We start from the raw sequence: 23,319 nt of genomic DNA, 5'->3' as shown, positions 1-23,319 counted from the left end.
ATTCGGAATCCGATATAATGAGATAAAGGAGTTGAATGAATAATGAAAAAATTTGAAGAGAAGATTAAAAAATATGCTGAAACAATTGCGAAAGTAGGGCTGAATGTTCAGCCTGAAGAAACTGTTGTAGTTGTATCGGACATTGCGGCACTTGATCTCGTCCGCGCGGTTACTGAAGCATGTTATGAGTTAGGCGCTAAGCGTGTTATCACTGATTTATCGGATATTCAGCTGACTTTGACACATTCAAAACACCAGACAGTGCAGACGTTAGAAGAAATTCTGCCACAGGTTGAAGCGAAGAATGCTTACTACCTGTCAGAGAAAGCATCTATGCTCTATATTCATGCGACTTCACCTGAAGCCTTGAAAGATGCTGAAACTGAAAAAGTGATGGCAGCAAACCGCGCCGCACGTGCAGCTTCAGCTGACTTAAGTGCATCACGTATGCGTTATGACCAGAACTGGTGTATCGTCGGTTATCCGTCACCGGAATGGGCAGCCCTTGTCTTTCCGGAATTATCAGTAGAAGAAGCGGAAGAGAAACTGATGGATTATATTCTGAAGACAGTCCGAGTAGATCAGCCGGATCCGGTTGCAGCCTGGGACGAACACAGTAAGTTCCTGAAATCCCGTGCGAAATGGTTATCAGATTATAATTTTGACCGCTTGAAATACACAGCGCCTGGCACTGACCTTGAAATTGGTCTGATTGATGGGGCACGTTTTACAGGTGGCGGCCATAAAAATGCGAAAGGGGTGGATATTCGCGTTAATATGCCGACTGAGGAAGTCTTTACTTCTCCGGATTACCGCCGTGTCAATGGTGTGGTTTCTAATACCCTGCCGCTTAGCTATAATGGTCAGATTGTCGACGATTTTAAATTGACCTTTAAAGACGGCGTTGTCACTGATTTTGAAGCGGCGAAGGGCTACGACGTCTTAAAAGAGTTGCTCGAATCAGATGAAGGAGCACGTAGACTCGGAGAAGCGGCGCTAGTACCGGTAGATTCACCGATTTCGAATTCTGGGATTCTGTATTATAATACACTCTTTGATGAAAATGCTTCTTGTCATATTGCAATCGGTAAAGCTTATCCTGGACCAGTGCCGGGTGCGACTGCGATGTCAAAAGAAGAACAGGATGCAGTCGGTCTGAATGATTCTGTCATCCATGTTGACTTTATGATTGGTTCTAAAGAACTGGATATTGACGGCATTACACGTGACGGAGAAGTTATTCCTGTTTTCAGACAAGGAAACTGGGTAGAATAGAGTTGTATTGAAAAAAGGAGGCAGTCAAATGAATAAATGGGTAAAAATCGGTCTGGGTGCAGGTGCAGCATACCTCACTTATAGAACGGGACGCAAAGTATTATCTAAATATGATGATGTAAATACATTGATGAATGACATCGTTGGACATGAAAACTATGATGATTTAAGAAATCTAGTGTTTGAAGTCCTCGATATGATTACAGGCACTCAGAAACTGGAACATCATCATTCAGCTCCTGCTGATGCACCGAAAGTCGAAACGACGGATGAATCTATCGCCGGTGCGATTAAATCGGTTATTGATATGCCATTCGTTGCTGAAATGATTCCGGATCAGAAGAACGTACAGATGATTAAAGAAGTCATCGATGAAGCGGCAGAAGTAGAAAAACTGATTCGCGGCTGGTTCAAATAAATAAAAACCATTCAATCGTCTGATTGAATGGTTTTTATTGTTTAGCGGAGTATTTTTCGATTGAACTGAAGTTGGTGACGCCAAACGGAAAGACGTTGTCTGCGATATTGTTTTTCAGTTCCTGGAGTGAGACAACAGCGAAGTTAGTCAGCTGTATCGGATAATTGAAGGTACGACTGTTCGTCACATAAGTATCACTGTTTTTGATATACCACTCCTGGTTACTCTTGACGTAATCCATATCAATATCGATGTAGGTGATATAACCATCCTTATAGGTACAAGGTGTCGAGATATTACAGAACATACTGATCGGTTCCATTTTTTCATTGATAGCTATAGAGACCGTATACCCATGATATTTAGAGAAAAAGTGCAGGGATGCTTCCTGATAGACGATTTCCTTATTTTTAATATGATGCTTCAGTATATTGTTTTCTGGACATTTAACAAACCAGTAATGGCTTGTTTCTTCAAGTAGTTCTCCTGAATATTCAATGTAAGGCACATTAGGATATTTATAAGAACGGATGGTAATCGTATTCGTCATATAGTCTATCCTCCCTTTAAGATGTCTATTTATTATAAACATGTAGGGTCATAAATGTATACGTTTTCACAAAATCTTAATAAACTCTATAATTTACAATCTTGTAATATTTCTCACAGCTATTTTCATAGTACGATAAAAGAAAATGATTTGGGGAGCCGTATGAATCGTATACTGGAGATTTTCATCGTTGCATTAAAATTAGGTATCACGTCTTTTGGAGGTCCGACTGCCCACCTCGGTTATTTCAGAGAAGAATATGTTGAGAAAAGAAAATGGTTATCTGATAAAGTCTATCAGGATCTAGTCGCACTCTGTCAGTTCCTGCCGGGCCCGGCCAGCAGTCAGGTGGGGATGGCTATCGGTATGATGAGAGGCGGCATGCTGGGCGGAATCGCTGCTTTTCTCGGCTTTACGCTGCCTTCTGTACTGATTCTGATTCTGGCGGTCAGACTGATGCCGGATTCCATCGAATGGATACAAGGACTGAAACTTGTGGCTGTCGCTGTTGTGCTTCATGCATTGATTGGCATGGCGAAGGGAAGTCTGAATTCATGGCAGACAGTCGGACTTGCACTGCTGGCGCTGCTCGCTTGTCTATATGTGCCATCTGCCATCACACAGATAGCCATTATTGTGATTTCGGGCATCATCGGAATACTGATTTTTAAGGCTAATCATCAACCAGGCGAAGTATTAAATCTACCGGTTTCCAGACGTACAGGTACCATTTGTCTTGGTTTACTCTTTATTTTACTCATCGGTTTACCCGTATTCACCAATATTCTCCACAATGACTGGTTAACTATTTTTGATAAATTCTATCGTTCAGGATTATTAGTGTTTGGGGGCGGCCATGTAGTACTGCCACTTCTTGAACGTGAATTTGTACCGATGTTCTTACAGCCTGATGACTTTCTTGCAGGCTATGGTCTTGCACAAGCCGTGCCGGGTCCTTTGTTTACATTTGCTTCATATATTGGTGCAGTGATAGGCGGATTATGGGGCGGGTTATTTGCCATGATAGCGATTTTCCTGCCGGCTTTTTTACTCGTAGCGGGCTGTCTGCCGTTCTGGCAGCAAATTCGTGAGAAAAGTTTGATGCGAAAAGCTTTGATCGGTATCAATGCAGGAGTCATCGGGATTCTCGCTGCTGCATGGATTCATCCCATCATTAGTCATACGTTATTCGATATTAAAGATTATTTTTTATTTATCCTGCTATTCTGCTGTCTCCATTATTTCAAACTTGCCCCGTGGATCATCGTTTTGATGGGTCTTGTCATCGGTCTTGTCTTTTACAGATAAGTCATTTATATGCATATTAAGTGTTTTTCCTTATGGAAAAACACTTTTTTGCTTTATAATGGAGAAACACGACAAAAAAGAATGGGATGACGACTATGAAATATCCGGTATTACTAGATGACAGTACAATTGGAATCACACCTGTATCTAACGGCATTTTCTCTGAGGCAGAGGATATGTTTAATCAGGCTTTTAAGCGAATGGAAGAAAGAGGTTTCAAAATTGTTTTAAATGAAGATATCTGGGGACAGGAAAAAGCTCGTGCTGCTTCAGCAGAGAAGCGGGCAGCAGGATTAGCGGACATGATGGCTGACCCGAATATAGATGTTATCATGCCACCATGGGGCGGACATCTGGCTCTTGAAATACTGGAGCATCTTGATTTTGATACATTGCAAGTGAAGTGGCTAACGGGTTATTCTGATATTTCGACTATCCTGCTCGCTATTACCCTTAAGACGGGAATTGCTACAGCACATATGGCGAATATAGTAGATTTACGTGGCAGACATATGGATAAAGTTACGGCACGCTGGCTGGATGTACTGAGCTGTCAGCAGGGTGCCCAGATCATTCAGACGTCTTCTGAACGCTATCAGCTCGAGTGGGACCACGAGCATCCTACTGATATTGTTTTTAATCTGACAGAGAAAACGAAATGGAAGGCAGTGGATGAAAAAGGACAGGATTTATCAGAAGCTCGTTTTGAAGGACGTGTGCTCGGTGGATGCATCGATACGATGCGACACTTGATCGGCACCTCTTATGGAGATATTCCTGCTTTTAGAGAAAAGCATACAGAGGGTGAAGACGTTCTATGGTATATAGATGTCAGCGAACTGGATACAGTTGATTTGAAACGCTCATTGACTCAGATGAAATACGCAGGATGGTTTGAATCAACAGCTGGTCTTATTTTTGGCAGAGTGGGTAAACCTAGTGTCAAGGAAGACTATACTTATAAAAATGTGTATCAGGATATAGCGCGGGAGCTTGGGAAACCTGTGATTTATGATGTGGATTTTGGACATAAACCGCCACAGATGGCGATTATTAACGGAGCGTATGGTATGATAGAAATGATTGAAGATAAGGGACAGCTGATACAGCGGTTTAAGTAGTCTTTTAACGGGAGGATCACGTATGGACCATACGGATGTTTTTACGACTAAAGCATTTCTATATGAAAAAAGCAGACCATCTTATCCGGATGAAATGCTGACTTTTCTAAAACAGAAATTTAATATAAAAGAAGATACGCTGATAGCTGATATCGGTGCGGGTACCGGTAAATTCACCGAAAAACTTCTTGATTTAGGATGTAAGGTTATCGCTGTAGAGCCCAATCAGGCAATGGCAGATCGTCTGCGAGATAGTCTGATGTGTGAACAGCTGATTGTCAGCGAACGTCCTGCTGAACATACGGAGATAGACGCAGGGACGGTTGATCTGGTAGTTGCAGCACAGTCGTTTCACTGGTTCAACTGGCAGCTGTTTAAAGAAGAGTGCACCCGGATTCTTAAACCAAGAGGGACCGTCTGTCTGATCTGGAATGTCAGAGATGAAGCAGCGCTCATCAACCGCAGAACAGCGGATATCTTTAAGGCTTACTGTCCTGCCTACAAGGGAAGCAGCAACGGTCTCATGAATAATGATGATGCGATTCGCCAGTTCTTTGAAGGAGAGTTTGAACTATTTGAAACGCGTCAAGACCTGAGTTATAAAGAGCAGCAATTCATTGACCGCTGTCTGTCAGCAAGTTATGCGCTGGAGGAGACAGACGAAGATTTCGATGCCTTTGTAACTGCGCTTAAATCACTATTTCAGGCATTTGCAGAAGAAGGTAAAGTCATCGTTCCTAATATGACACGCTGCTATTACGGCATTATATAAGAGGCCAGGGGTAACCTGGCCTCTTTTTTACCGTTTGATTGAGAAAGCGATACCGATACAGATAACAATCAGACCGGCTGCCATATAAGGGCTGTACGTGAGCGAGAAGTTCTCGAGTAAAATGCCGCCAAGAAGCGCTCCGGCGCCAATTCCTGCATTAAGAGCTGACATATTCCATGCTATGATCTGACTCGTATCTCCTTCAACCTGCTTGATAATGCCCATCTGGATAGCAGGATTGGTGCTCCATTCAGAGAAGTTCCAGATCAGAATGACGAGTAACAGCACAATAAATGAAGACAGGACAAAGTTAAAAATCAGCAGCGTCAGCATGAAGAGCGTCAGACTGACAAGTAGCCATTTACGGCTGCCGAGGCGGTCTGTCATCGTTCCACCAAAACTAGTTCCTGTCATGCTGCCGATCCCTGCAATAAAGAGTGCGATAGATACATCTGTTAAGTTGTAGCCATGTTCGATCATAATCGGACTGATATAAGTGAAGACAGCTGAGTTGGCAGCAAGCAGAATGAAGGTGGTGCTGATATATTTGGCTGCTTCTTTCGGATATAGCAGCTGATTACGGCTGGAATCAGAGTCCTCGCTCTGCACGTGTTTAGGCAGCTGGAAGAATAGCAGAATGGCTGCAATAAAGCTGAAGAGAACGATCATCCAGAATGTTGCACGCCAGCCGAGCAGTTCTCCGAGTTTCGTACCGATAGGGACCCCGAATACATTGGCGCCGCTAAAGCCTACGTAGACGAGTCCGAGCATTTTACCTCTTGTTTCCGGTTTACTCAGTACAACTGTCAGAGCGAGAATTTTAACGACGATGATAGAAGCGGCTGCTGAAGCGATGATACGACCGATAACGATCAATGTGAAGGTCTGACCGGATGCATTGAGTGCATTCCCTGCCATAAAAATCGCCAGGCTGACGAGCAGGACATTTCTCGGGTTGAACCGCTCGGTCAGCTTAACAAGAATAGGGCCGGAGATAGCAAAGGTCAGAGCGTAAATCGTTACAAGCTGACCCGCAAGACCCGGGGAGACATCTAAATCATCGCTGATAAGAGTCAGAACACCTGCAACGACGAGCTCGACCATACCGACCACAAAGATGCTGAGAATAAAAGTAAAAAGTTTAAAATAAGACATAGCAGTTCCTCTCAATAATTGGTAAGACGATTATAACATGTCTTCATTAGACATTGCTCTTTGCTCACATTACAATGAAGAAAAAGGAGGAATTCACATGATAGATGAAAAGATAGAAGCAGCTTTTGATGCATACGATCTGGGAGATGACAAAGAAACATATCGATTGTTCGATGAAATGAAGAACGAACTGACGCCAGGTACAGAGGATTATGTGACTTATCAGCACGCACTCGGTTATCTTTATATTGCTGAGCAGAAATTTGACGCGGCAAGAGAGCACTATCTCGAAATGCTGGATGCGGCAGGTTCTGACGATGAAGCAGCGATTCTGCATCAGCTTGGTACTGTCGAACAGCTGGATAGTGAATTCGAACAGGCAGAAGTTTACTTCCAGCAAGAAGAGAAACTGCTGGACACTAATGATGCGGAAAGTCTGGCAGCTAATTATTATGCGCAAGGTTATACGAAGATGCTGAGCGGGGATTATGATAGCGCATTAAGTATATTGAATAAAGCACAAGACCAGGCACAGGATGATATGAGCCGAGCACATGCAGAACGAGCACTCGGCGAACTCTATGCTGCGCAGAGCCAGATGGCAGAAGCGAAAGGCTATTTTACAAAGGCGAAGAAGCATTTCCGTGCAGCGGGTGATGAAGTAGGCGCAGCTGAGATTGAGATGCTGGAATCTATTATATTTGAGTAACGAGAGAAGCAGCAGCTTCTCTTTTTTTGGTTAAAGGAGAATTAATAGGGAATAAATAGGCGTAAATTAATGTGGAGGTTATTATGAAAAAATATACGCCTGTCTTTATTATCTCAGCGATTATCTGTATTCTATTCGCGGCATGGGGTGTTATAACACCTACAGGTATGCAGAATCTGACGCAGCAGATGACTGCTTTTATCACCAAGAATTTCGGCTGGTATTATCTGATTACCATTGCGATTATTCTTATTTTCTGTCTTTACATCTTCTTTTCACCGTTTGGTGGCATTAAACTGGGGGCACCTGACGAAGAAGCGGAATTCTCTCTGCCTTCTTGGTTTGCGATGCTCTTCAGTGCAGGTATGGGTATGGGTCTCGTCTTCTGGACGACTGCTGAGCCTATCAGCCATGCTTTCAAACAGACACCTAAAGCGAAGCCCGGTTCGAATGAAGCGATTGGCGATGCGTTCCAGTATGCTTTCTTTCACTGGGGAATTCATGCCTGGGCGGTATACGGAGTAGTCGCTCTTGTCCTGGCTTACTTCAGTTTCTATAAAGGATATCCTGGCCTGATCAGTGCGACACTTGTGCCACTTTTCGGCAAAGAAAAAATGGCAGGCCCTATCGGCAAGACGATAGATGTCCTTGCTATTATTGCGACTGTTATGGGTGTAGCAGCAACACTTGGTTTTGGTGCGGCGCAGATCAATGAAGGTCTGAATTATTTGTTTAAGATTCCAAGTAACTTCACTGTACAGGTGATTATTCTTGTCGTGTCTACTATCCTGTTCACCTGGTCTGCTTGGTCAGGTATTGATAAAGGTATCAAGACACTCAGTAACATCAACATGCTGCTAGGATTTGCCTTGATGGTCTTACTGTTTATCGTCGGACCGACTGTCTATATCCTGAATACTTTCACCGATACACTAGGTAACTACGTGGCCCATTTCGTTGAGATGACATTGCGTCTTGAACCACTTGCAGATGGCAGACGTAAGTGGATCGATAGCTGGACGATATTCTACTGGGCATGGTGGATTGCATGGGCGCCGTTTGTCGGTATCTTCATTGCTCGTGTTTCCAGAGGTCGCACAATCAAAGAATTTATCATGGGTGTACTGTTAGTCCCTGCTCTAGTCTGCTTTATTTTCTTTGCGGTCTTCGGTGCATCTGCTGTTCACCTGCAGCTCGGAGGAATCGATTTATCACAATTCCCGGTTGAAACAACGACATTCGCTATGCTGCAGCATTATCCACTAGGAAAAATAATGAGTTTCATTACACTATTCGTTATCGCGCTGTTCTTTATCACTTCAGCAGACTCAGCGACATATGTTCTCGGTATGCTCAGCAGTGATGGAGACATCAATCCGACATCACTTGTTAAAGTCACATGGGGTTTATTATTATCCATTATTGCCGGCATTGTGATGTATGCGGGGGGTACACAAGGGTTACAGAACATCCTGATTATTGCAGCTTTGCCATTCTCTGTTGTTATCTTTTTCATGATGATTTCTTTAATCAAAGCATTACGAAAAGAACATCTTTAGATATTGAAAACGTTTTCTGAATTGTGTATACTTTTTCATATATCTGTATAGCATATAAATAATCAGGAAAGAGCGTAAAAATTCTTTTACGCTCTTTTTTCGGATGGAGGATATGATGGAGAAGTTAACACCGAAGCAACATAAAATAGGGATGTGGAAGTTTATTCTGACTTCAATCCTGGGATTGTTCTTATTTGTCACGCCGCTCACTGTAAACGGGGAAGCTACTTTACCGGTTGCACTTCTCGCAGGCTGGCTTAAAGAAACTGTGGGTAAAGGAATGCCTACTTTACTCATCGTCATCATTATCATCTCAATGCTGATGACGCTTTACTGTTCAATCTTCAAGAATGCGAAGACATCATTTATGAAGAATTTGTTTGAAGTCAATATCATCTGGCTGATTATTCGCCTGTTAGGGACATTCTTCGCAATTGTTGTTTATTTTAAATTGCCTGTGCCTTTTGTCAATACAGACGCGACTGGCGGTCTGATCTATAACGATCTGCTGCCGACACTTGTCACAGTCTTCCTGTTCGCAGGTCTCTTCCTGCCATTACTGATGGACTATGGATTATTCGAGTTTATCGGTCCGATGTTCTCGCGTGTTATGCGTCCGCTCTTCACATTACCTGGCCGTTCTGCCGTAGAGAACCTCGCTTCATTTGTCGGCGACGGTACAGTCGGTGTCATGATGGCCTCTAAACAATATGACGAAGGTTTCTATACAAGAAGAGAAGCGACCATCATTGCGACCAGCTTCTCGGTCGTATCGATTACGTTTGCGATTGTTATAGCGAAGCAAGTTGAAGTCATGAATCATTTCTTCTTCTTTTATTTTACGGTGATTATGTCCTGTCTGATTGCTGCGATGATTACACCGCGTATCTGGCCGCTATCATCAGTACCTGATACTTACTCAAATGGTTCAGCTGAGAAACTGAAAGAAGATATTCCAGCGGGTTACAACGCCATCAGCTATGGTTTTGAAAATGCGGTACATCGGGGCTATAGAGGACGTAATTTCAGCGACTTCCTTGGACTCGGCTTCCGTACAGTGATGGATATGTGGTTTGCAGTGCTGCCAGTTGTTATGGCAATCGGTACAATCGCGACGATGCTCGCAGAGTTCACGCCGCTCTTTAAGATTTTAGGGGCACCATTTGTTCCTATCCTGGACTTCCTGCAGGTCCCCCATGCTGCTGAAGCGTCTCAGACTATTCTGATCGGTTTCGCAGATATGTTCCTGCCAGCTATTCTGATTCAAGATGTACCGAGTGAAATGACGCGCTTTGTCATTGGTGCCTTAAGTATCTCGCAGTTAATCTACTTATCAGAAGTAGGGGGCGTTATACTGGGCTCGAAGATTCCAGTCAGTCTGCCTAAATTATTTGCTATTTTCCTGATCCGGACAGCCATCATCTTACCGATTATCATTGCAATGGCTCATCTCATTTATTAAAAAAATAACGCCAGTCATCTGACTGGCGTTATTTTTTTAGCGTTCAAGTTGTGATTTAAGCTCATAGATGACGAGTTCAGAGCCGAGTATAGGAGATTCATCCTGATTGCCGCCTGCTGGACGCTGGTGTGCTTTTTTGAAGGCATCTGACGTTTTCCATGCTTCAAAGTCTTCTAATGTCTCCCAGTAAGTGTTGACGTGCAGTTCATCATGTTCTTCGTTGCCTTGAACAGCGAGAACTTCAGTTTTTACGAAACCTTTCAATTCTTCAATGCCCCCGCCTTGCGTAAAGCGTGGTGCCATTTTTTCTGCAAAACCTGATTTCATTTTTATACGGTTTGATACGATAAACATAAAAAATCCTCCTTATTTTTGAACGGGATGAGTCGCCCAGATCTGATTCGTTTTAATAAAAGTACGACGATTAAGTTTAAGCTGACTGACGATGACGTCTGCAATGTCTTCAGGGTGTGTCATCGTTTCAGGATCGAGCGACGTTTCGCCGATTAAATCTGTCAGAACAGCTGAAGGGTTGATAGTGAAGGTACGAATGTTATGTTCGCGCATTTCACGCATTACCCCTTCAGTCATGCCTGCTACTGCAAACTTAGAAGCTGAATAGGCAGCCGATTTAGCTGTCGCGTTAATCGCTGACATAGAAGCGATATTCACAACGTCCCCCGACTTCTGTTCAATCATATGGGGCAGAACTTGCTGCATCATAGTGAAGGTACCCATGACATTTGTTTCAAGCATTTCACGCATCTCTTCAGCAGACGTCTTAAGGAAAAGATTCGTTTTCATAATACCAGCGTTGTTGACGAGAATATCAATCTGCCCGAAAGTATCCAGTGTATGTTCCACTGCCGCTTTAATATCTTCTTCCTTCTGCATATCACAGACAACAGCCGTAGCGTCTGTTTCCAGCATATCAAGTGTTTCCTGCAGTGCTTCAAAATGACGGCCGGTGATTGCTATTTTGACGCCTTCTTTTGCAAGCGCTATTGCAGTTGCGCGTCCGATACCTCGAGAACCGCCTGTCACAAGTGCCACTTTATTTGTTAAGTTTTCCATTGAAAGTCCTCCATTTGACAGAAAAAGCCGCACAGAAGTGCGACCCTTTATATTATTTATTTAATTCGTTAAGGATTTTTTTATCATTGTGTGTATAGATGATATAAGATTTATCTTTAGTTTCTAACAGAATACGGTTTGTTTTACCAAAAGTAGAGCCAATACGTACAACGTTCTCCTGGTTTTCATCAGTTGCAGCATAAATATTAGTATCTTCTTTAACGCTGACGATATCTTCGTTAGGGATTGTAATATCCGCTACACGCCATTTAATGTTAACTTCTTTATCGTTTTTAGTGATTGTCATTGCCATTGATAAACACATCCTTTTTATATTTTGTTACTTATAATATACCCCTTTTTTCATACGCTTACAAATAATGCGGATAGAGACTGACAGCGTTTCATAGTATTAATAGATTCCTTTTTCATGAATAACCAGTATAATAGTTAAATACTAATGGTAAGGAGAGAGAACATGAAACAGCAAATGGTTCTAGTTCTTGGCTTATTGGTGATGTTGTCAGGCTGTCAGCAGACATCAGATGAAAAAGACTCGCGAATAGAGAAAGAAAACATAAAAGCGACGAAAGATACACATAAAGCCACACAAAAAGACACAAAACAATCCACTGAAAATAATGAAGATAAGAAACCTTCTGTAAAAGTTAGAGTGAAATCACCGGAGAATACGTCAACAGAAATGCCGGCCGAAAAGCAGTATGATACAGCTGTCTACAATGAAGCGAGAAACTGTCTCTTAGCAGGCACTTGTACTAAATATACAGATACGCCTGAATATTCGCGCGCCTGGAATAATCTTGCGACTGAAGGCTATCTCTGCCAGAATCATCATTGCAGAAAGACGGAACATCCAACGGCCGAGGTCAAGATAGTCCCGCCTGCGACAGAAAGTGTGACGACAGAGCAAGTGACATCTGAGACTCCGACAACTGAAGCGCCAATGACAGAACAGCCGTCGACTGAACAGATGACAACTGAAGAGGCAACTGTGGAAGCAGTAGAGATAGAAAAAAATTTAACAACTGAAGCGACGGAAGAACCATCATGATATTAACGCTTGATATCATTAAAAAAACGTATGCACCTTATAGTGATGCAGAGAACAGTATTGCAATGAGCCGGTATATGAAGAATCAGTTCCCGTTTTTAGGAATCAAAAAGAAAGAAAGTGCACCGATTAATCGCGAATTGTTTAAATCGTACGCATTGCCTGAAGGGGAAGAACTGAAAAAACTAGTGCAAGCACTTTTTATAGAACCGGAACGAGAATATCATTACTTCGCGATGCGTCTGCTGGAAAAAAAGAAGAATGGACTTACCTCTGCCGATTTACCTTTTGTGGAGTCCTTGCTGCTGCAGAATAGCTGGTGGGATTCCATAGATGATTTAAGTCCGAATATCGTCGGTCATATCATCAGACAGGGTCATCCGGCAGACTTAGACCGCATGATGGCCTGGGTACAGTCAGATCATTTCTGGCTGCAACGTGCAGGACTTCTGCATCAACTGAAATTTAAGAGTACAATGAATGAGGACTTACTGATTAAAATGATTGAACATCTAAAATATGAAAAAGAATTTTTTATCAGAAAAGCAATTGGCTGGATTCTGAGAGAATATTCAAAGACAGCGCCTGACTTTGTTGTCAGCTATGTCAGTACAGCTGAATTATCAAAGCTAAGTGAACGAGAAGCTTTGAAATGGCTGAAAGCGAAGGGGGAGCATGTATGACAGGGAAAACCCATCTCGCTTTCGGTATTCTGCTCGGAACAGGTTATGCGCTTAAAACGACTACTGATTTAGGACAGTCTGTCGCAATCATTGCGACAACAGCAGCATTCAGTCTGGTTCCTGATATTTGTCATGCAGGCAGTAAGATCGGACGCAAGTTAAAATTACTAAGCCTACTCATTGGCTTTTTCTTCGGCCACCGAACTATGACGCATTCCTTATTTTTTATGGGTCTGACAGCTGTCATCCTGACGCTTCTCAATATAGATTTCATTTATATCATCTCTAGTTTACTTGGCATCGCGAGCCATATTATACTAGATATGTTAACACCGAGAGGCGTTGCCCTCTTTTTCCCTCTTGACTATAAAGTTGTTCTTCCGATTAACTTTAAGACAGGAGGCGTTGTTGATCTGTCTCTGGCAACTACATTTACATTATTGACCGTCTATCTGGTTTATGTTGAAATGTTTCATCGTACAATCAACTGGTTAAATTGATACTAAAACTCAGGTTATTAAAGGAGAAATTATGGCTACTTTGCAGGATTTACCGAATTATAATCACCATGCACTGTCTGAAATGCTGACGATGATGTCTGAAGAAGAAAAGAATAAACTGACGCAGGATTTAAGTTCACTGAATTTGGATGAAGTGGCAGCACTCTATGAAAATGTCTATGTTAACCGCCACGTTGAAGCGCCGGCCGGTCAGCTGACGGACGTAGAGACGGAAGTAAAATCTGAAATGACAGAAGAACGTCTTAGTGAACTTGAAACGCTAGGTCGTCAAGCTATTCGAGAAGGACGATTTGCAGCGCTGCTTATGGCAGGCGGACAAGGCACGCGTCTTGCTCACCCGGGACCGAAAGGCACATTCAGCTTCGATGAAATCAGTCTCTTTGAACTACAGGCGAAGCAGCTCCTTAAGATTTCTGCTGAATGTAATACAACGATTCCATGGTTCATTATGACAAGTGATATCAACCATGAAGAGACACTTGAATTCTTCAAGGAACATCATTTCTTTAATTACCACGAGGAAAATATTACGTTCTTCAAACAGCCTAATATCGTGGCTTTATCACCTGATGGTCAGCTGTTATTAAATACGAAAGGCGAACTCCTGACATCGCCTAACGGAAATGGCGGTATTTTTGAGGCGCTTGCTGCAACGGGTCTCTATCAGACGATGAATAAACGAGGTATCGATTATATCTATCTCAATAATATCGATAATGTCCTCGTAAAAGTTCTGGATCCTGTTTTCTGCGGACTTGCTGTTGAATCAGGCGCCGATGTCACTACTAAAACCATTCGACCTCTGAATGGTGAAAGTGTTGGACGTGTTATTATGGCGGATGATAAGAAACAGGTTATGGAATATACAGAACTGCCGGAAGGACTCGAGAATCAGTTTACAAATGGTAATATCGGCATTCATATTTTCAGACGTGATTTTCTTGAAGAAGCTTCTACTCAGGCTCTTCCTTATCATTTAGCCGTGAAAAACCTTGAACAGCTGGACGAAGATTTTGCTGTCGTGAAGAAAGAAACATTAAAATTCGAAAAGTTCTATTTCGATATTTTCCGTTATGCAGAGACTTTCAAGACATTGCAAGTAGACCGGGAGTCCGAATTCAGTCCGCTTAAGAATAAAGAGGGGAAAGATAGTATAGAGACAGCGAGACAAGCGCTGGTCGATAATCATATTATCTAGGAGGACGTATGTTACCTTATATCGGTTTTGGTGCGATTGCACTGATCAATCTTTATTTTGCCTATTATTTTATTCTGGCAGATGGACGAGGCCAGTTAACTTGGATGGGCTTTGTCTCTCTATTTGTAGCGATTGTATTTATTTATCTGCTTATCCGCTACTATCAGGCGATGAAGCGCCAGAATATGAAGAACTTCAATGCACATATCAAATCAGATGATGACCGTCTGCTGAAATAATTCAAATCGTGTTCTGAACGACATAATGAATGAGGGAAAAAATGAAAAGAAATTGGCTATGGCCACTGTTACTTACTTTGCTTATCTTTGCTTTGATTGTGGGCAGTGCCATCTATATGGCTTACCAGTCCAATCAGGCTAAAAACACCATCTATGTTGATGATTTCATCAAAAATCAGACGATTATCATAGAGGGTAAAGTTGCTCAGCATCAGGCTACTTATTATCTGAAACCGGCTAAGAATGATCCGGTAAAGGTTCATGTTAAAGAGGGCGAGACAGTGGCAGCAGGCAATCCACTTTATACATATAGAGCAGCGGGGCAGGAAGGGAATACAGAACTGAGCCTGCAGATAGATAATAAACGCGTGGAAAAGGAACAGATTGAAGGTCAGATATCTGCTTATGAGGAACGGCTATCTGAAGCGACTTCTGAACAGAGCGCCTCCATTGAAGCGCAGATTAACTGGCTCGAGTCTGAGTTGACGAAAGCTGAAAATAACATCAGTATTCTTGAAGAAAAACAGAAGAAGCAGGAAGATAAATTAGGAGCGCTGACGATTAAGGCGAGTCAGGCAGGCACTATTCTTGATATCGATGACGATCAGCTGCAATCTTTTACAGCTATTCGTCAAGATAAACCTGTCTTGACGATGAGTACAGGGAAACCATATTTTGAAGGTTATGCTCGTCGTGGTGAAGTTGAACTACTCTCTCCTGTCATGCCATTTGAAACTACTGGTGATCAACCTGTTAAAGGTTCACTGACTAAAGTGGCTCTTACACCACGGGATGAATTGCGCGGTAAGTCACAGGGCGTACAGGGGTTCCTTATTGAAGGCAGCTTGAACAAAGCAGACGGATTGTATATAGGCGACCGATTATCAATAGCGGTTCATCCGTCGAAGAAAGGTCATGTCTGGTTGCCTGAACAATATGTTAAAAAAGTGATGAAGAACAATAAACCAGAGTATTATGTCAAAAAAGTTTATGGCAGTGATAAGAGTGAGACTAAAGTAACAGTAGAGCGAGAAGCAAAACAGTATGTCCTCGTTTCAAAAGGATTATCGGCTATCGATAAACTGCAAGCCTATAAAAAGTAAGCTGAGAGATCAGCTTATTTTTTTTGTATGATAATTTCTTAGAAATAGGGGTATAACTAAAATAAATTACTAAGTAGATGGCGGAGGTAACCTTATGCAGTGGCAAGGTAGACAAGGAAGTTCAAACGTAGAAGATGTACGTGGCGGTGGAGGCAGTGGCTTCCCTGGTGGCGGTATGGCAGCAGGCGGCGGTGGTATCGGCTGTCTGGGTATTATTATTGCAATTATCTATATGATGATGGGCGGTAACCCTGGTGATATTTTAGGGGGGGGTTCTGGTCAGCAACAACAGACACAGCAGCAACAGACCACACAGACAGACGGTTCAGCAGATGAACGTAAACAGTTTGCCTCTGTTGTTCTGAAAGATACAGAAAATGTCTGGAATAATATTTTCCAGGAACATAATCGTACTTATCATGAACCCAAAATGGTTCTATTCTCTAATGGCGTGAATACAGCCTGTGGTAGCGCAAGTTCTTCTATGGGGCCTTTCTACTGCCCAGGTGATCAGAAGCTTTATATCGATTTAACATTCATGGATCAGTTAGAGCAGCAGTTAAATGCACCTGGTGACTTTGCGATGGCTTATGTAATTGCGCATGAAGTGGGCCACCATGTTCAATATGAACTCGGTATTTCTGATAAAGTTAATCGTTTAAGACAACAGTTAAGTGAAGCAGAATTCAATAAATATTCAGTTGCGCTTGAACTTCAGGCCGACTACTTTGCAGGTGTCTATGCACACTATGAGAAAGAAGCAGGCATCACTGATGAAGGTGATGTAGAAGAAGCAATTAAAGCGGCACATGCAGTCGGTGACGACACGCTTCAGAGAAATGCGACTGGACGAGTCAACCCGGAAAGCTTCACACACGGTACAAGTGAACAACGTATGAAGTGGTTTAAAAAAGGTTTTGACACGGGTGACGTCAATGGCGGCGATACATTCAGTGCGATGGGCCTTGACTTATAATTGATTATAGAAGCGAAGAGAAGATATACTTAAAGAAGTATATCTTCTTTTTTTGGGGGTAAAAGATGAAACTATTTTATGGCGGCACGATTTACACGATGCAGCAAGAAGATCATAAGGTAAAAGCAGTTCTCGTAGAGGGTAACCGGATTAAAGCGTTATATGATGAAGTTCCGGAGATTGAAGCGGAATATTTTGATCTTCAAGGTGCAGTCATGTTTCCAGGCTTTGTGGATACGCATATCCATCTGGTGGGAACAGGAATGGCGCTTGGCAGCGTTAATTTCAAAGATGACACTTCCATAGAAGAAGTGAAAGAACAACTGCGGAATGCTGCACGTCAACTACCGAGTGAAAGCTGGCTAGTCTGTGAAGGATATAATGATAACCAGCTGAATTACAGGCTGACAAGAAATGAAATCGATGAGCTTGCGGATTGCCGTGTCATCATTAAACGAGTGTGTCGCCACGCTGCTATTGTCAATAGTGCAGCACTTAAGGCGATGAATATCCAGGATGATGTAGAAGATATGGACGCAGGACATTTTGAAAAAATAGAGGGTCGACTAAATGGCTGGGTACATGATCATGCGATGGATCTATTCGTGAACGCCAGCCTGAATGAGACGGTTGACTCACTTAAACGTCACATGGAACGAGCAGCCTATGAAATGCACGCAGTCGGACTGACGGGTATTCATACAGAAGACTTAGGGTACTATAATAGTCCTGACAATGTTTTTACTGCCTATACTCAAGTATTCGGCAAGAATAAAATACAGCTGAGACTCAATCTGCTGCGTCATTATTCTGTTTTTGAAGACTTGGCAGACTATCCTTTCACTGACTGGCTGAAAAAAGACGCGATGAAGTTTTATGCAGATGGTGCACTGGGTGGCCGGACTGCTTTGTTCCGTGAGCCATACAGTGATCAGTCGGATACGAATGGTCTTGCAATCTTTAGTCAAGAGGAACTGGAAGAGCAGGTACAGCGTGCACGACGTCACAACGCTACAGTCGCAGTTCATATCATCGGTGACAAAGCCTGCGAAATGGTGCTGGATGCGATTGAGAAATATCCGCCGATATCAGGTCATGACAGACTGATTCATGTCAGTTTTCTGTCACCGGATTTAATCGGACGTATGAAGAATATGCCTGTGATCTGTGACGTGCAGCCTCTTTTTGCGACATCTGACTTCCCGTGGGCAATAGACCGTGTCGGTGAAAAGCGAAGTCGTTATGCATACGCTTGGAAATCATTGGTGGAAGCGGGTATTATGATAGGCGGTGGTTCTGATTCACCAATAGAATCATTTAATCCGCTGAAGAGTATAGATGCAGCTGTCAACAGACGTCCGTTCGGTAGTCAGACACAGTATTTTACTGAAGAATGTCTATCTGTTTACGAAGCGTTAAAGCTCTTTACTGTAAATGCTGCTGTAGTCGGACATCGCCCGGACAATGGAATGATTAAAGCAGGCTATTTAGCAGACTTTACAGTACTTGAAAGAGATCCACTTACTACTGGGAATATTGCGGACATTCGCAACAAGATGACCATCGTAGACGGAGATATTGTATATCGCCAATAAAGGAGGCACAGGATGAAATTCAAAATAGATGTCAGCAAGATGATGACACTTGCTTTTATGACGACTATCTTTCTGGTATCCGGTTTGATATTTCTCATATTTGTGTCGTTCGGTCTGTTCGGTCTCAGCCGCATTCTGATTGCGTGGCACCTGGCCGAATTTACTTACAATCAAAGTTTTGCGGACAACCTTTTTTACTACGGTTCATATATAGCGGGTGGATTTTTTCTACTGCGCATAGTGGAATTTGTTTTTGATAATCTGAAACGCATTTATCCAGATAATATTTATTTTAAGGCACCTCTTGTACACGGAGTCATCACTATCTCAGCAACGTTGATCTTCTATTTCTTTGTACATGTCAATTACCAGTATATTCGCATCAACTTTTTAGTGATTTTCATCATTATTTCTGTTCTTTACGCGCTGACTGAGATTTTCTATCCGAATAGTGAAGATTTAAATCAGTCAGATGATGAATAATATTAAGGCAATAGATAGAAAAAGCCTGTATGTCCAATAGACATACAGGCTTTTTTCCTCGTAACTAGTGAATACCTTTTACAGGTCTTTCTGACAGTAGACTGAGACGCTGCCCGGATTGACTTTGAACAAGCCGTTACCATCGTCATCTATAATCACTTCATCTTCGCGGATGTTATTATAATCGAGCCAGACTTGACCGCGGCGTTCTTTACCGACAAACATCTGTTTCTGTGCTTCTTCTGTACTGCTGTTCATGATGACAGCACAGCCCGAATTTTCAACTTCTTTCGCACCGCGGCGTACCCAGCCGATGACATGTTCATGGTCGAAATAATCATCCTGCAGGCCATAAGCTTTATTTTTACGGATGAAAAGCAAGGTATCGATCATCGCCTGTTTACCGTCTATCGGCATCTCACCGCCGATGCCGTAGTAGTCACCATAGAAGATGACCGGGAAACCATCATATCTGAGTAGAATTGACGCATAGGCAAGGGGTTTGAACCAATCTTTGACGAATGACTCCAGCGCTTCGCCCGGCTGGGAATCATGATTATCCACGAAAGTGACTGCATTAAGCGGATTTTCCTGGACCAGCGTTTTATCGAACAGTTGACGGAGGTCATAACCTTGTCCTCTTTCAGACGCTTCTTTGAAATTGTAATGAAGCTTAACGTCGAAGAGGTCAAGCGCATAATCAGCATCTGTCAGGAAATTCTCATTTGTCTCAAGGTCCGGCAGCCAGAATTCACCGACGAAGTAGAAGGGCTTCTCAGAATGTTCATTCATTGCATGAACAAAATCACGGATAAAGTATGATTCGATATGCTTGATTGCATCTAATCGCATACCATCAATATCTAGTTCATCAATCAGCCATTTACCCCATTCAATCATCTCTTTTCTGACGTCAGGGTGTTTGTAATCAATATTACAGAACATCAAGTAGTCGAAGTTCCCTTTTTCGTCGTCTACATTTTCATTCCAGTCTTTATTTTCACCGAGAATTTTATAGATGCCTGTTTTTCCTGTCTTATGGTCATAATCAGTGCCGTTGAAGTGGTTATAGTTCCATTTGAATTTACTGTATTTATTTTTACGACCTGGGAAAGTGAATTTGGTATAAGCTTCAATATCAAATGGTTCTGAGATGACATTCATGCGGTTTTCAGCATCGACTTCAACTACTTTGAATACTTCTGTTTCATCAGCACCTGCTTTATGATTCATGACAATATCGACATAAACTTTGATGTCATTGTCATGACAGGCCTTAATAGCCGCCTTCAGTTCTTTTTTGGTGCCATATTTAGTTCGGACTTCGCCTTTTTGGTCGAACTCCCCGAGATCATAGACATCATAGACGCTGTAACCTGGGTTTGCGACATTATCTGCTTTTGTTACTGGAGGAATCCAAACTGCATCAATACCTCTTTCTTTCAGATTAGGTGCATCTTCTTTTAAACGGTTCCAGTGATTGCCGTCACCGTTCGTATGCCATTCGAAGTACTGCATGATTGTATGATTCTGTATCATCTTGTTTCATTCCTCTACATTTTAGTTTGTGAATATATACAGTATACCACCGTAGCTGAAAAGTAAGACAATTCGGACGAATAATAATGTGATTTATTAATTTTTTGTTATACTAGTTCTAATAGAAGAAGAAGGAGCGTTTAAATTGTTAAGTAGAGAACTGATGATTGAATTAATCGGCCAATTGAAAGACCCTGTTATTGACCAGCCTTTAAAAGAAACAGGCGGGATCAAAGAACTGACTATTAAAGAAGAAAAAGAACATGTCAGTGTTAAACTGGCGATTGCTAAACTAGGGGGTCAGCCACAGCTTGACCTGCAGCAGCAAGTTGTTGAAGCACTTAAAACGAATGGTGCGAATACAGTGGGGATCCGTTTTGAGGAACTGGATGCTGCAACGCTTGAACAGTACCGCGGAGAAGCAGCATCACCTGTTGAACGTAAACTTGAAAATGTTGAGTTTATCTCAATTGCTTCAGGTAAAGGGGGCGTAGGTAAATCAACAGTCTCTGTTAACCTCGCTGTTGCTCTTGCAAGATTAGGTAAACGCGTCGGACTGGTAGATGCTGATATCTATGGGTTCAGCGTGCCTGATATGATGGGTATCACTGAACGACCAGGCATCAATGGCCAGATGATTGTGCCTGTTGAACGTTTCGGTGTGAAAGTCATCTCAATGGCATTTTTTGTAGAAGAGAACGCACCGGTTATCTGGCGTGGCCCGATGCTTGGTAAGATGATCAACAACTTTTTTGAGGAAGTAGAGTGGGGCGAGCTGGATTATATCCTTCTTGATTTACCACCAGGTACAGGAGATGTTGCACTTGATGTGCATACTATTTTACCGAAGAGCAAAGAGATTATTGTCACAACACCGCATCCGACTGCAGCATTTGTTGCGGCACGTGCAGGTGCAATGGCACTGCAGACAGATCATGAAATCTTAGGTGTCGTTGAAAATATGTCTTATTTTGAAAGCAAAGAAACAGGCAACCGTGAATATGTCTTCGGTCAAGGTGGCGGTGCCAAACTAGCTGAAGAACTTCATACAGATCTGTTAGGACAATTACCGCTTGCACAGCCTGAATGGGACGAAGCGGACTTTGCGCCATCGATATATGATGAAAACCATCAGCTGGGCTATATCTATCAAGCTATGGCAGAAAAAATTATTAGTAAGACTAATAGATAGAGAGGCAATAGAGTGACACTTAGAAATTTACTGAAGTTTTATGGTACGACTTTACTGATTGGACTTGTAACGACTATTCTGGTCAGTCTGATTTTTGCATATGATAAGCTCACTGCGTTTCTGATGGATGGGCAGGTAGGTGAGTTTCTGGCAGCACTGGTCTGGTTTATGGGTTATGGCTTGCTCATTGCTACTATCAGTCAGCTTGCTTACTTCAGTTATCTCTTTATTCATCAGCTGGGGCTCGGGATATTCAGAACTGTCTGGAAACCGATTCAGGTCGTTATCATATTGTTTGCATTCTTTGATCTTGTCTATTTCCGTTTTCTTAGATTTGGCGAACAGCACGGCGATGTCGCAAAATTTATATGGATACCGATACTTGTCCTGATCAGTGCGCTTATCGTCAGCTGGTATAAGTCTAAGCTGACAGCGACAAATGTCTGGATACCTGCAATGTTCTTTATGATCGTGATGACCACCGTTGAACTCATTCCTTTCTTAAAAGTAGAAGACACAACGTGGCTATATACAACGATATTTCCATTACTTCTATGCAATGCTTTTCAGCTTTTAATGATGCCGAAGTACAATGAAGCTTCAAAAGTAGAAAGAGCAAAGCGTAGAGAAAAGCGAATGGCATCTACACAACCTGCAGCAAAGAAGAAGCGTTCATAGACCCCCTGAAAGAACTCCTTATAAAGGGGTTCTTTTATTTTTTGAAAAAAGTTAGCTAAAGTTGTTGACAGTTTTATATCCTCTTGTTATGATATTAAAGTCGCTGAAAACGACAGATGCTTTAAAACAAGATTGCAAGTGAAAAGTCTTGAAAGTGTAAAAGTGATACTTGAAACGAGTGATTGATTCGAGTAAAATTTTTAATGCAAGCTTGAAAGAGACAGTCACTTAAACTTGACTGACTAATACGAAGTGTAAAACTTCTTAAATAAAAGTCTTGCCAAGCGAAAGGTAAGCTGATATAATTTAATCTTGTGAGACAAAAAATGAACATTGAAAACTGAATGACAATATGTCAACGTTAATTCCAATAATTTGAGTACTAACAGTACTTTCAAGAGTGATTGGCTCAACCAATCAAAGAGCTTTATCAAACACTTTTATGGAGAGTTTGATCCTGGCTCAGGATGAACGCTGGCGGCGTGCCTAATACATGCAAGTCGAGCGGACAGACGAGGTGCTTGCACCTCTGAAGTCAGCGGCGGACGGGTGAGTAACACGTGGGTAACCTACCTGTAAGACTGGGATAACTTCGGGAAACCGGAGCTAATACCGGATAATATTTTCCACCTCATGG

Annotated in this window: 25 protein-coding genes and 1 rRNA gene; 20 read left to right on the top strand and 6 right to left on the bottom strand. The window is 42.3% G+C overall.

What is annotated here, in order from left to right:
- The first annotated feature begins 42 nt into the window (after positions 1 to 42).
- Together ERX27_RS04955 and ERX27_RS04950 are read left to right on the top strand one after the other, a co-directional pair.
- The gene (locus ERX27_RS04955; RefSeq protein WP_133431732.1) at positions 43 to 1,275 is read left to right on the top strand and encodes an aminopeptidase; all 1,233 of its coding nucleotides are present in this window, start codon (positions 43 to 45) and stop codon (positions 1,273 to 1,275) included.
- Between the two features lie 28 nt (positions 1,276 to 1,303).
- Positions 1,304 to 1,693, top strand: a complete 390-nt coding sequence (locus ERX27_RS04950; protein WP_133431731.1) for a hypothetical protein — start codon at positions 1,304 to 1,306, stop codon at positions 1,691 to 1,693.
- A gap of 34 nt (positions 1,694 to 1,727) precedes the next feature.
- On the opposite strand, the gene ERX27_RS04945 is transcribed toward ERX27_RS04950, so the two are convergent.
- Entirely contained in the window at positions 1,728 to 2,243 is a 516-nt protein-coding gene (locus ERX27_RS04945; RefSeq protein WP_165983088.1) for a DUF402 domain-containing protein, read from the bottom strand.
- Positions 2,244 to 2,405: 162 nt separating this feature from the next.
- Between ERX27_RS04945 and chrA the strand changes: the two genes are divergently transcribed.
- From chrA to ERX27_RS04930, 3 genes are all read left to right on the top strand, one after another.
- Complete coding sequence (gene chrA, locus ERX27_RS04940; protein ID WP_133431729.1) at positions 2,406 to 3,551, top strand: chromate efflux transporter; 1,146 nt, start codon at positions 2,406 to 2,408, stop codon at positions 3,549 to 3,551.
- 95 nt (positions 3,552 to 3,646) lie between these two features.
- On the top strand, positions 3,647 to 4,672 hold the full coding sequence (locus ERX27_RS04935) for a S66 family peptidase (protein ID WP_133431728.1): 1,026 nt from the start codon (positions 3,647 to 3,649) through the stop codon (positions 4,670 to 4,672).
- 22 nt (positions 4,673 to 4,694) lie between these two features.
- On the top strand, positions 4,695 to 5,444 hold the full coding sequence (locus ERX27_RS04930; protein WP_133431727.1) for a class I SAM-dependent methyltransferase: 750 nt from the start codon (positions 4,695 to 4,697) through the stop codon (positions 5,442 to 5,444).
- Positions 5,445 to 5,471: 27 nt separating this feature from the next.
- Here ERX27_RS04930 and ERX27_RS04925 read toward each other — a convergent pair whose 3' ends face one another.
- On the bottom strand, positions 5,472 to 6,599 hold the full coding sequence (locus ERX27_RS04925; RefSeq protein ID WP_133431726.1) for an MFS transporter: 1,128 nt from the start codon (positions 6,597 to 6,599) through the stop codon (positions 5,472 to 5,474).
- Between the two features lie 97 nt (positions 6,600 to 6,696).
- On the opposite strand from ERX27_RS04925, the gene ERX27_RS04920 reads away from it, so the two are divergent.
- From ERX27_RS04920 to ERX27_RS04910, 3 genes are all read left to right on the top strand, one after another.
- A complete protein-coding gene (locus ERX27_RS04920) occupies positions 6,697 to 7,308 on the top strand; it encodes a tetratricopeptide repeat protein (RefSeq protein WP_133431725.1) in 612 nt (203 codons plus the stop codon).
- An 83-nt stretch (positions 7,309 to 7,391) separates the two neighbouring features.
- Positions 7,392 to 8,867, top strand: coding sequence for a BCCT family transporter (locus ERX27_RS04915; RefSeq protein ID WP_133431724.1), 1,476 nt, complete (start codon positions 7,392 to 7,394; stop codon positions 8,865 to 8,867).
- Positions 8,868 to 8,982: 115 nt separating this feature from the next.
- The gene (locus ERX27_RS04910; protein WP_133431723.1) at positions 8,983 to 10,329 is read left to right on the top strand and encodes a YjiH family protein; all 1,347 of its coding nucleotides are present in this window, start codon (positions 8,983 to 8,985) and stop codon (positions 10,327 to 10,329) included.
- A 36-nt stretch (positions 10,330 to 10,365) separates the two neighbouring features.
- Here ERX27_RS04910 and ERX27_RS04905 read toward each other — a convergent pair whose 3' ends face one another.
- Genes ERX27_RS04905 through ERX27_RS04895 form a run of 3 tightly spaced genes read right to left on the bottom strand, consistent with a single transcriptional unit; the run spans position 10,366 to position 11,716 of the window.
- Positions 10,366 to 10,683 carry a heme oxygenase gene (locus ERX27_RS04905; protein ID WP_133431722.1) on the bottom strand — a complete coding sequence of 106 codons (318 nt, stop codon included), beginning with the start codon at positions 10,681 to 10,683 and terminating at the stop codon, positions 10,366 to 10,368.
- Between the two features lie 12 nt (positions 10,684 to 10,695).
- The gene (locus ERX27_RS04900) at positions 10,696 to 11,403 is read right to left on the bottom strand and encodes an SDR family NAD(P)-dependent oxidoreductase (RefSeq protein WP_133431721.1); all 708 of its coding nucleotides are present in this window, start codon (positions 11,401 to 11,403) and stop codon (positions 10,696 to 10,698) included.
- Between the two features lie 52 nt (positions 11,404 to 11,455).
- The gene (locus tag ERX27_RS04895) at positions 11,456 to 11,716 is read right to left on the bottom strand and encodes a SunI/YnzG family protein (RefSeq protein WP_133431720.1); all 261 of its coding nucleotides are present in this window, start codon (positions 11,714 to 11,716) and stop codon (positions 11,456 to 11,458) included.
- 165 nt (positions 11,717 to 11,881) lie between these two features.
- On the opposite strand from ERX27_RS04895, the gene ERX27_RS04890 reads away from it, so the two are divergent.
- The 9 genes from ERX27_RS04890 to ERX27_RS04850 all read left to right on the top strand — a co-directional run bounded on the left by ERX27_RS04890 (position 11,882) and on the right by ERX27_RS04850 (position 19,273).
- Positions 11,882 to 12,475: a hypothetical protein gene (locus ERX27_RS04890; protein ID WP_133431719.1), complete on the top strand. Its 594-nt coding sequence runs from the start codon at positions 11,882 to 11,884 to the stop codon at positions 12,473 to 12,475.
- Positions 12,472 to 13,158 carry a DNA alkylation repair protein gene (locus tag ERX27_RS04885; RefSeq protein WP_133431718.1) on the top strand — a complete coding sequence of 229 codons (687 nt, stop codon included), beginning with the start codon at positions 12,472 to 12,474 and terminating at the stop codon, positions 13,156 to 13,158. Before ERX27_RS04890 ends, ERX27_RS04885 begins: the two co-directional genes overlap by 4 nt.
- Positions 13,155 to 13,658, top strand: coding sequence for a metal-dependent hydrolase (locus tag ERX27_RS04880; protein ID WP_133431717.1), 504 nt, complete (start codon positions 13,155 to 13,157; stop codon positions 13,656 to 13,658). Before ERX27_RS04885 ends, ERX27_RS04880 begins: the two co-directional genes overlap by 4 nt.
- A gap of 31 nt (positions 13,659 to 13,689) precedes the next feature.
- The gene (locus ERX27_RS04875) at positions 13,690 to 14,877 is read left to right on the top strand and encodes a UTP--glucose-1-phosphate uridylyltransferase (RefSeq protein ID WP_133431716.1); all 1,188 of its coding nucleotides are present in this window, start codon (positions 13,690 to 13,692) and stop codon (positions 14,875 to 14,877) included.
- An 8-nt stretch (positions 14,878 to 14,885) separates the two neighbouring features.
- Complete coding sequence (locus ERX27_RS04870) at positions 14,886 to 15,116, top strand: hypothetical protein (protein WP_133431715.1); 231 nt, start codon at positions 14,886 to 14,888, stop codon at positions 15,114 to 15,116.
- 41 nt (positions 15,117 to 15,157) lie between these two features.
- Positions 15,158 to 16,219 (top strand): efflux RND transporter periplasmic adaptor subunit, encoded by a 1,062-nt coding sequence (locus ERX27_RS04865; RefSeq protein WP_133431714.1) that lies wholly within the window; start codon positions 15,158 to 15,160, stop codon positions 16,217 to 16,219.
- A gap of 94 nt (positions 16,220 to 16,313) precedes the next feature.
- Complete coding sequence (ypfJ, locus tag ERX27_RS04860) at positions 16,314 to 17,195, top strand: KPN_02809 family neutral zinc metallopeptidase (RefSeq protein WP_133431713.1); 882 nt, start codon at positions 16,314 to 16,316, stop codon at positions 17,193 to 17,195.
- Between the two features lie 65 nt (positions 17,196 to 17,260).
- The gene (locus ERX27_RS04855; RefSeq protein WP_133431712.1) at positions 17,261 to 18,790 is read left to right on the top strand and encodes an amidohydrolase; all 1,530 of its coding nucleotides are present in this window, start codon (positions 17,261 to 17,263) and stop codon (positions 18,788 to 18,790) included.
- Between the two features lie 12 nt (positions 18,791 to 18,802).
- Complete coding sequence (locus tag ERX27_RS04850) at positions 18,803 to 19,273, top strand: SepA family multidrug efflux transporter (protein ID WP_133431711.1); 471 nt, start codon at positions 18,803 to 18,805, stop codon at positions 19,271 to 19,273.
- 78 nt (positions 19,274 to 19,351) lie between these two features.
- On the opposite strand, the gene ERX27_RS04845 is transcribed toward ERX27_RS04850, so the two are convergent.
- Positions 19,352 to 20,812, bottom strand: a complete 1,461-nt coding sequence (locus tag ERX27_RS04845) for an alpha-amylase (RefSeq protein ID WP_133431710.1) — start codon at positions 20,810 to 20,812, stop codon at positions 19,352 to 19,354.
- 163 nt (positions 20,813 to 20,975) lie between these two features.
- Here ERX27_RS04845 and ERX27_RS04840 point away from each other — a divergent pair, with 163 nt between their 5' ends.
- The 3 genes from ERX27_RS04840 to ERX27_RS04830 form a co-directional block, all read left to right on the top strand.
- Positions 20,976 to 22,004 carry a P-loop NTPase gene (locus tag ERX27_RS04840; RefSeq protein ID WP_420844993.1) on the top strand — a complete coding sequence of 343 codons (1,029 nt, stop codon included), beginning with the start codon at positions 20,976 to 20,978 and terminating at the stop codon, positions 22,002 to 22,004.
- A 12-nt stretch (positions 22,005 to 22,016) separates the two neighbouring features.
- Positions 22,017 to 22,682 carry a KinB-signaling pathway activation protein gene (locus ERX27_RS04835; protein WP_133431708.1) on the top strand — a complete coding sequence of 222 codons (666 nt, stop codon included), beginning with the start codon at positions 22,017 to 22,019 and terminating at the stop codon, positions 22,680 to 22,682.
- Between the two features lie 439 nt (positions 22,683 to 23,121).
- A 16S ribosomal RNA gene (locus ERX27_RS04830) occupies positions 23,122 to 23,319 on the top strand; the annotation flags it as partial.

It is taken from the genome of Macrococcus brunensis (genome assembly GCF_004359615.1).
GTDB classification, from domain to species: domain Bacteria; phylum Bacillota; class Bacilli; order Staphylococcales; family Staphylococcaceae; genus Macrococcus; species Macrococcus brunensis.
Note: the sequence above shows the minus strand (reverse complement) of the source record. Positions and strands in the feature narration are given on the sequence as shown.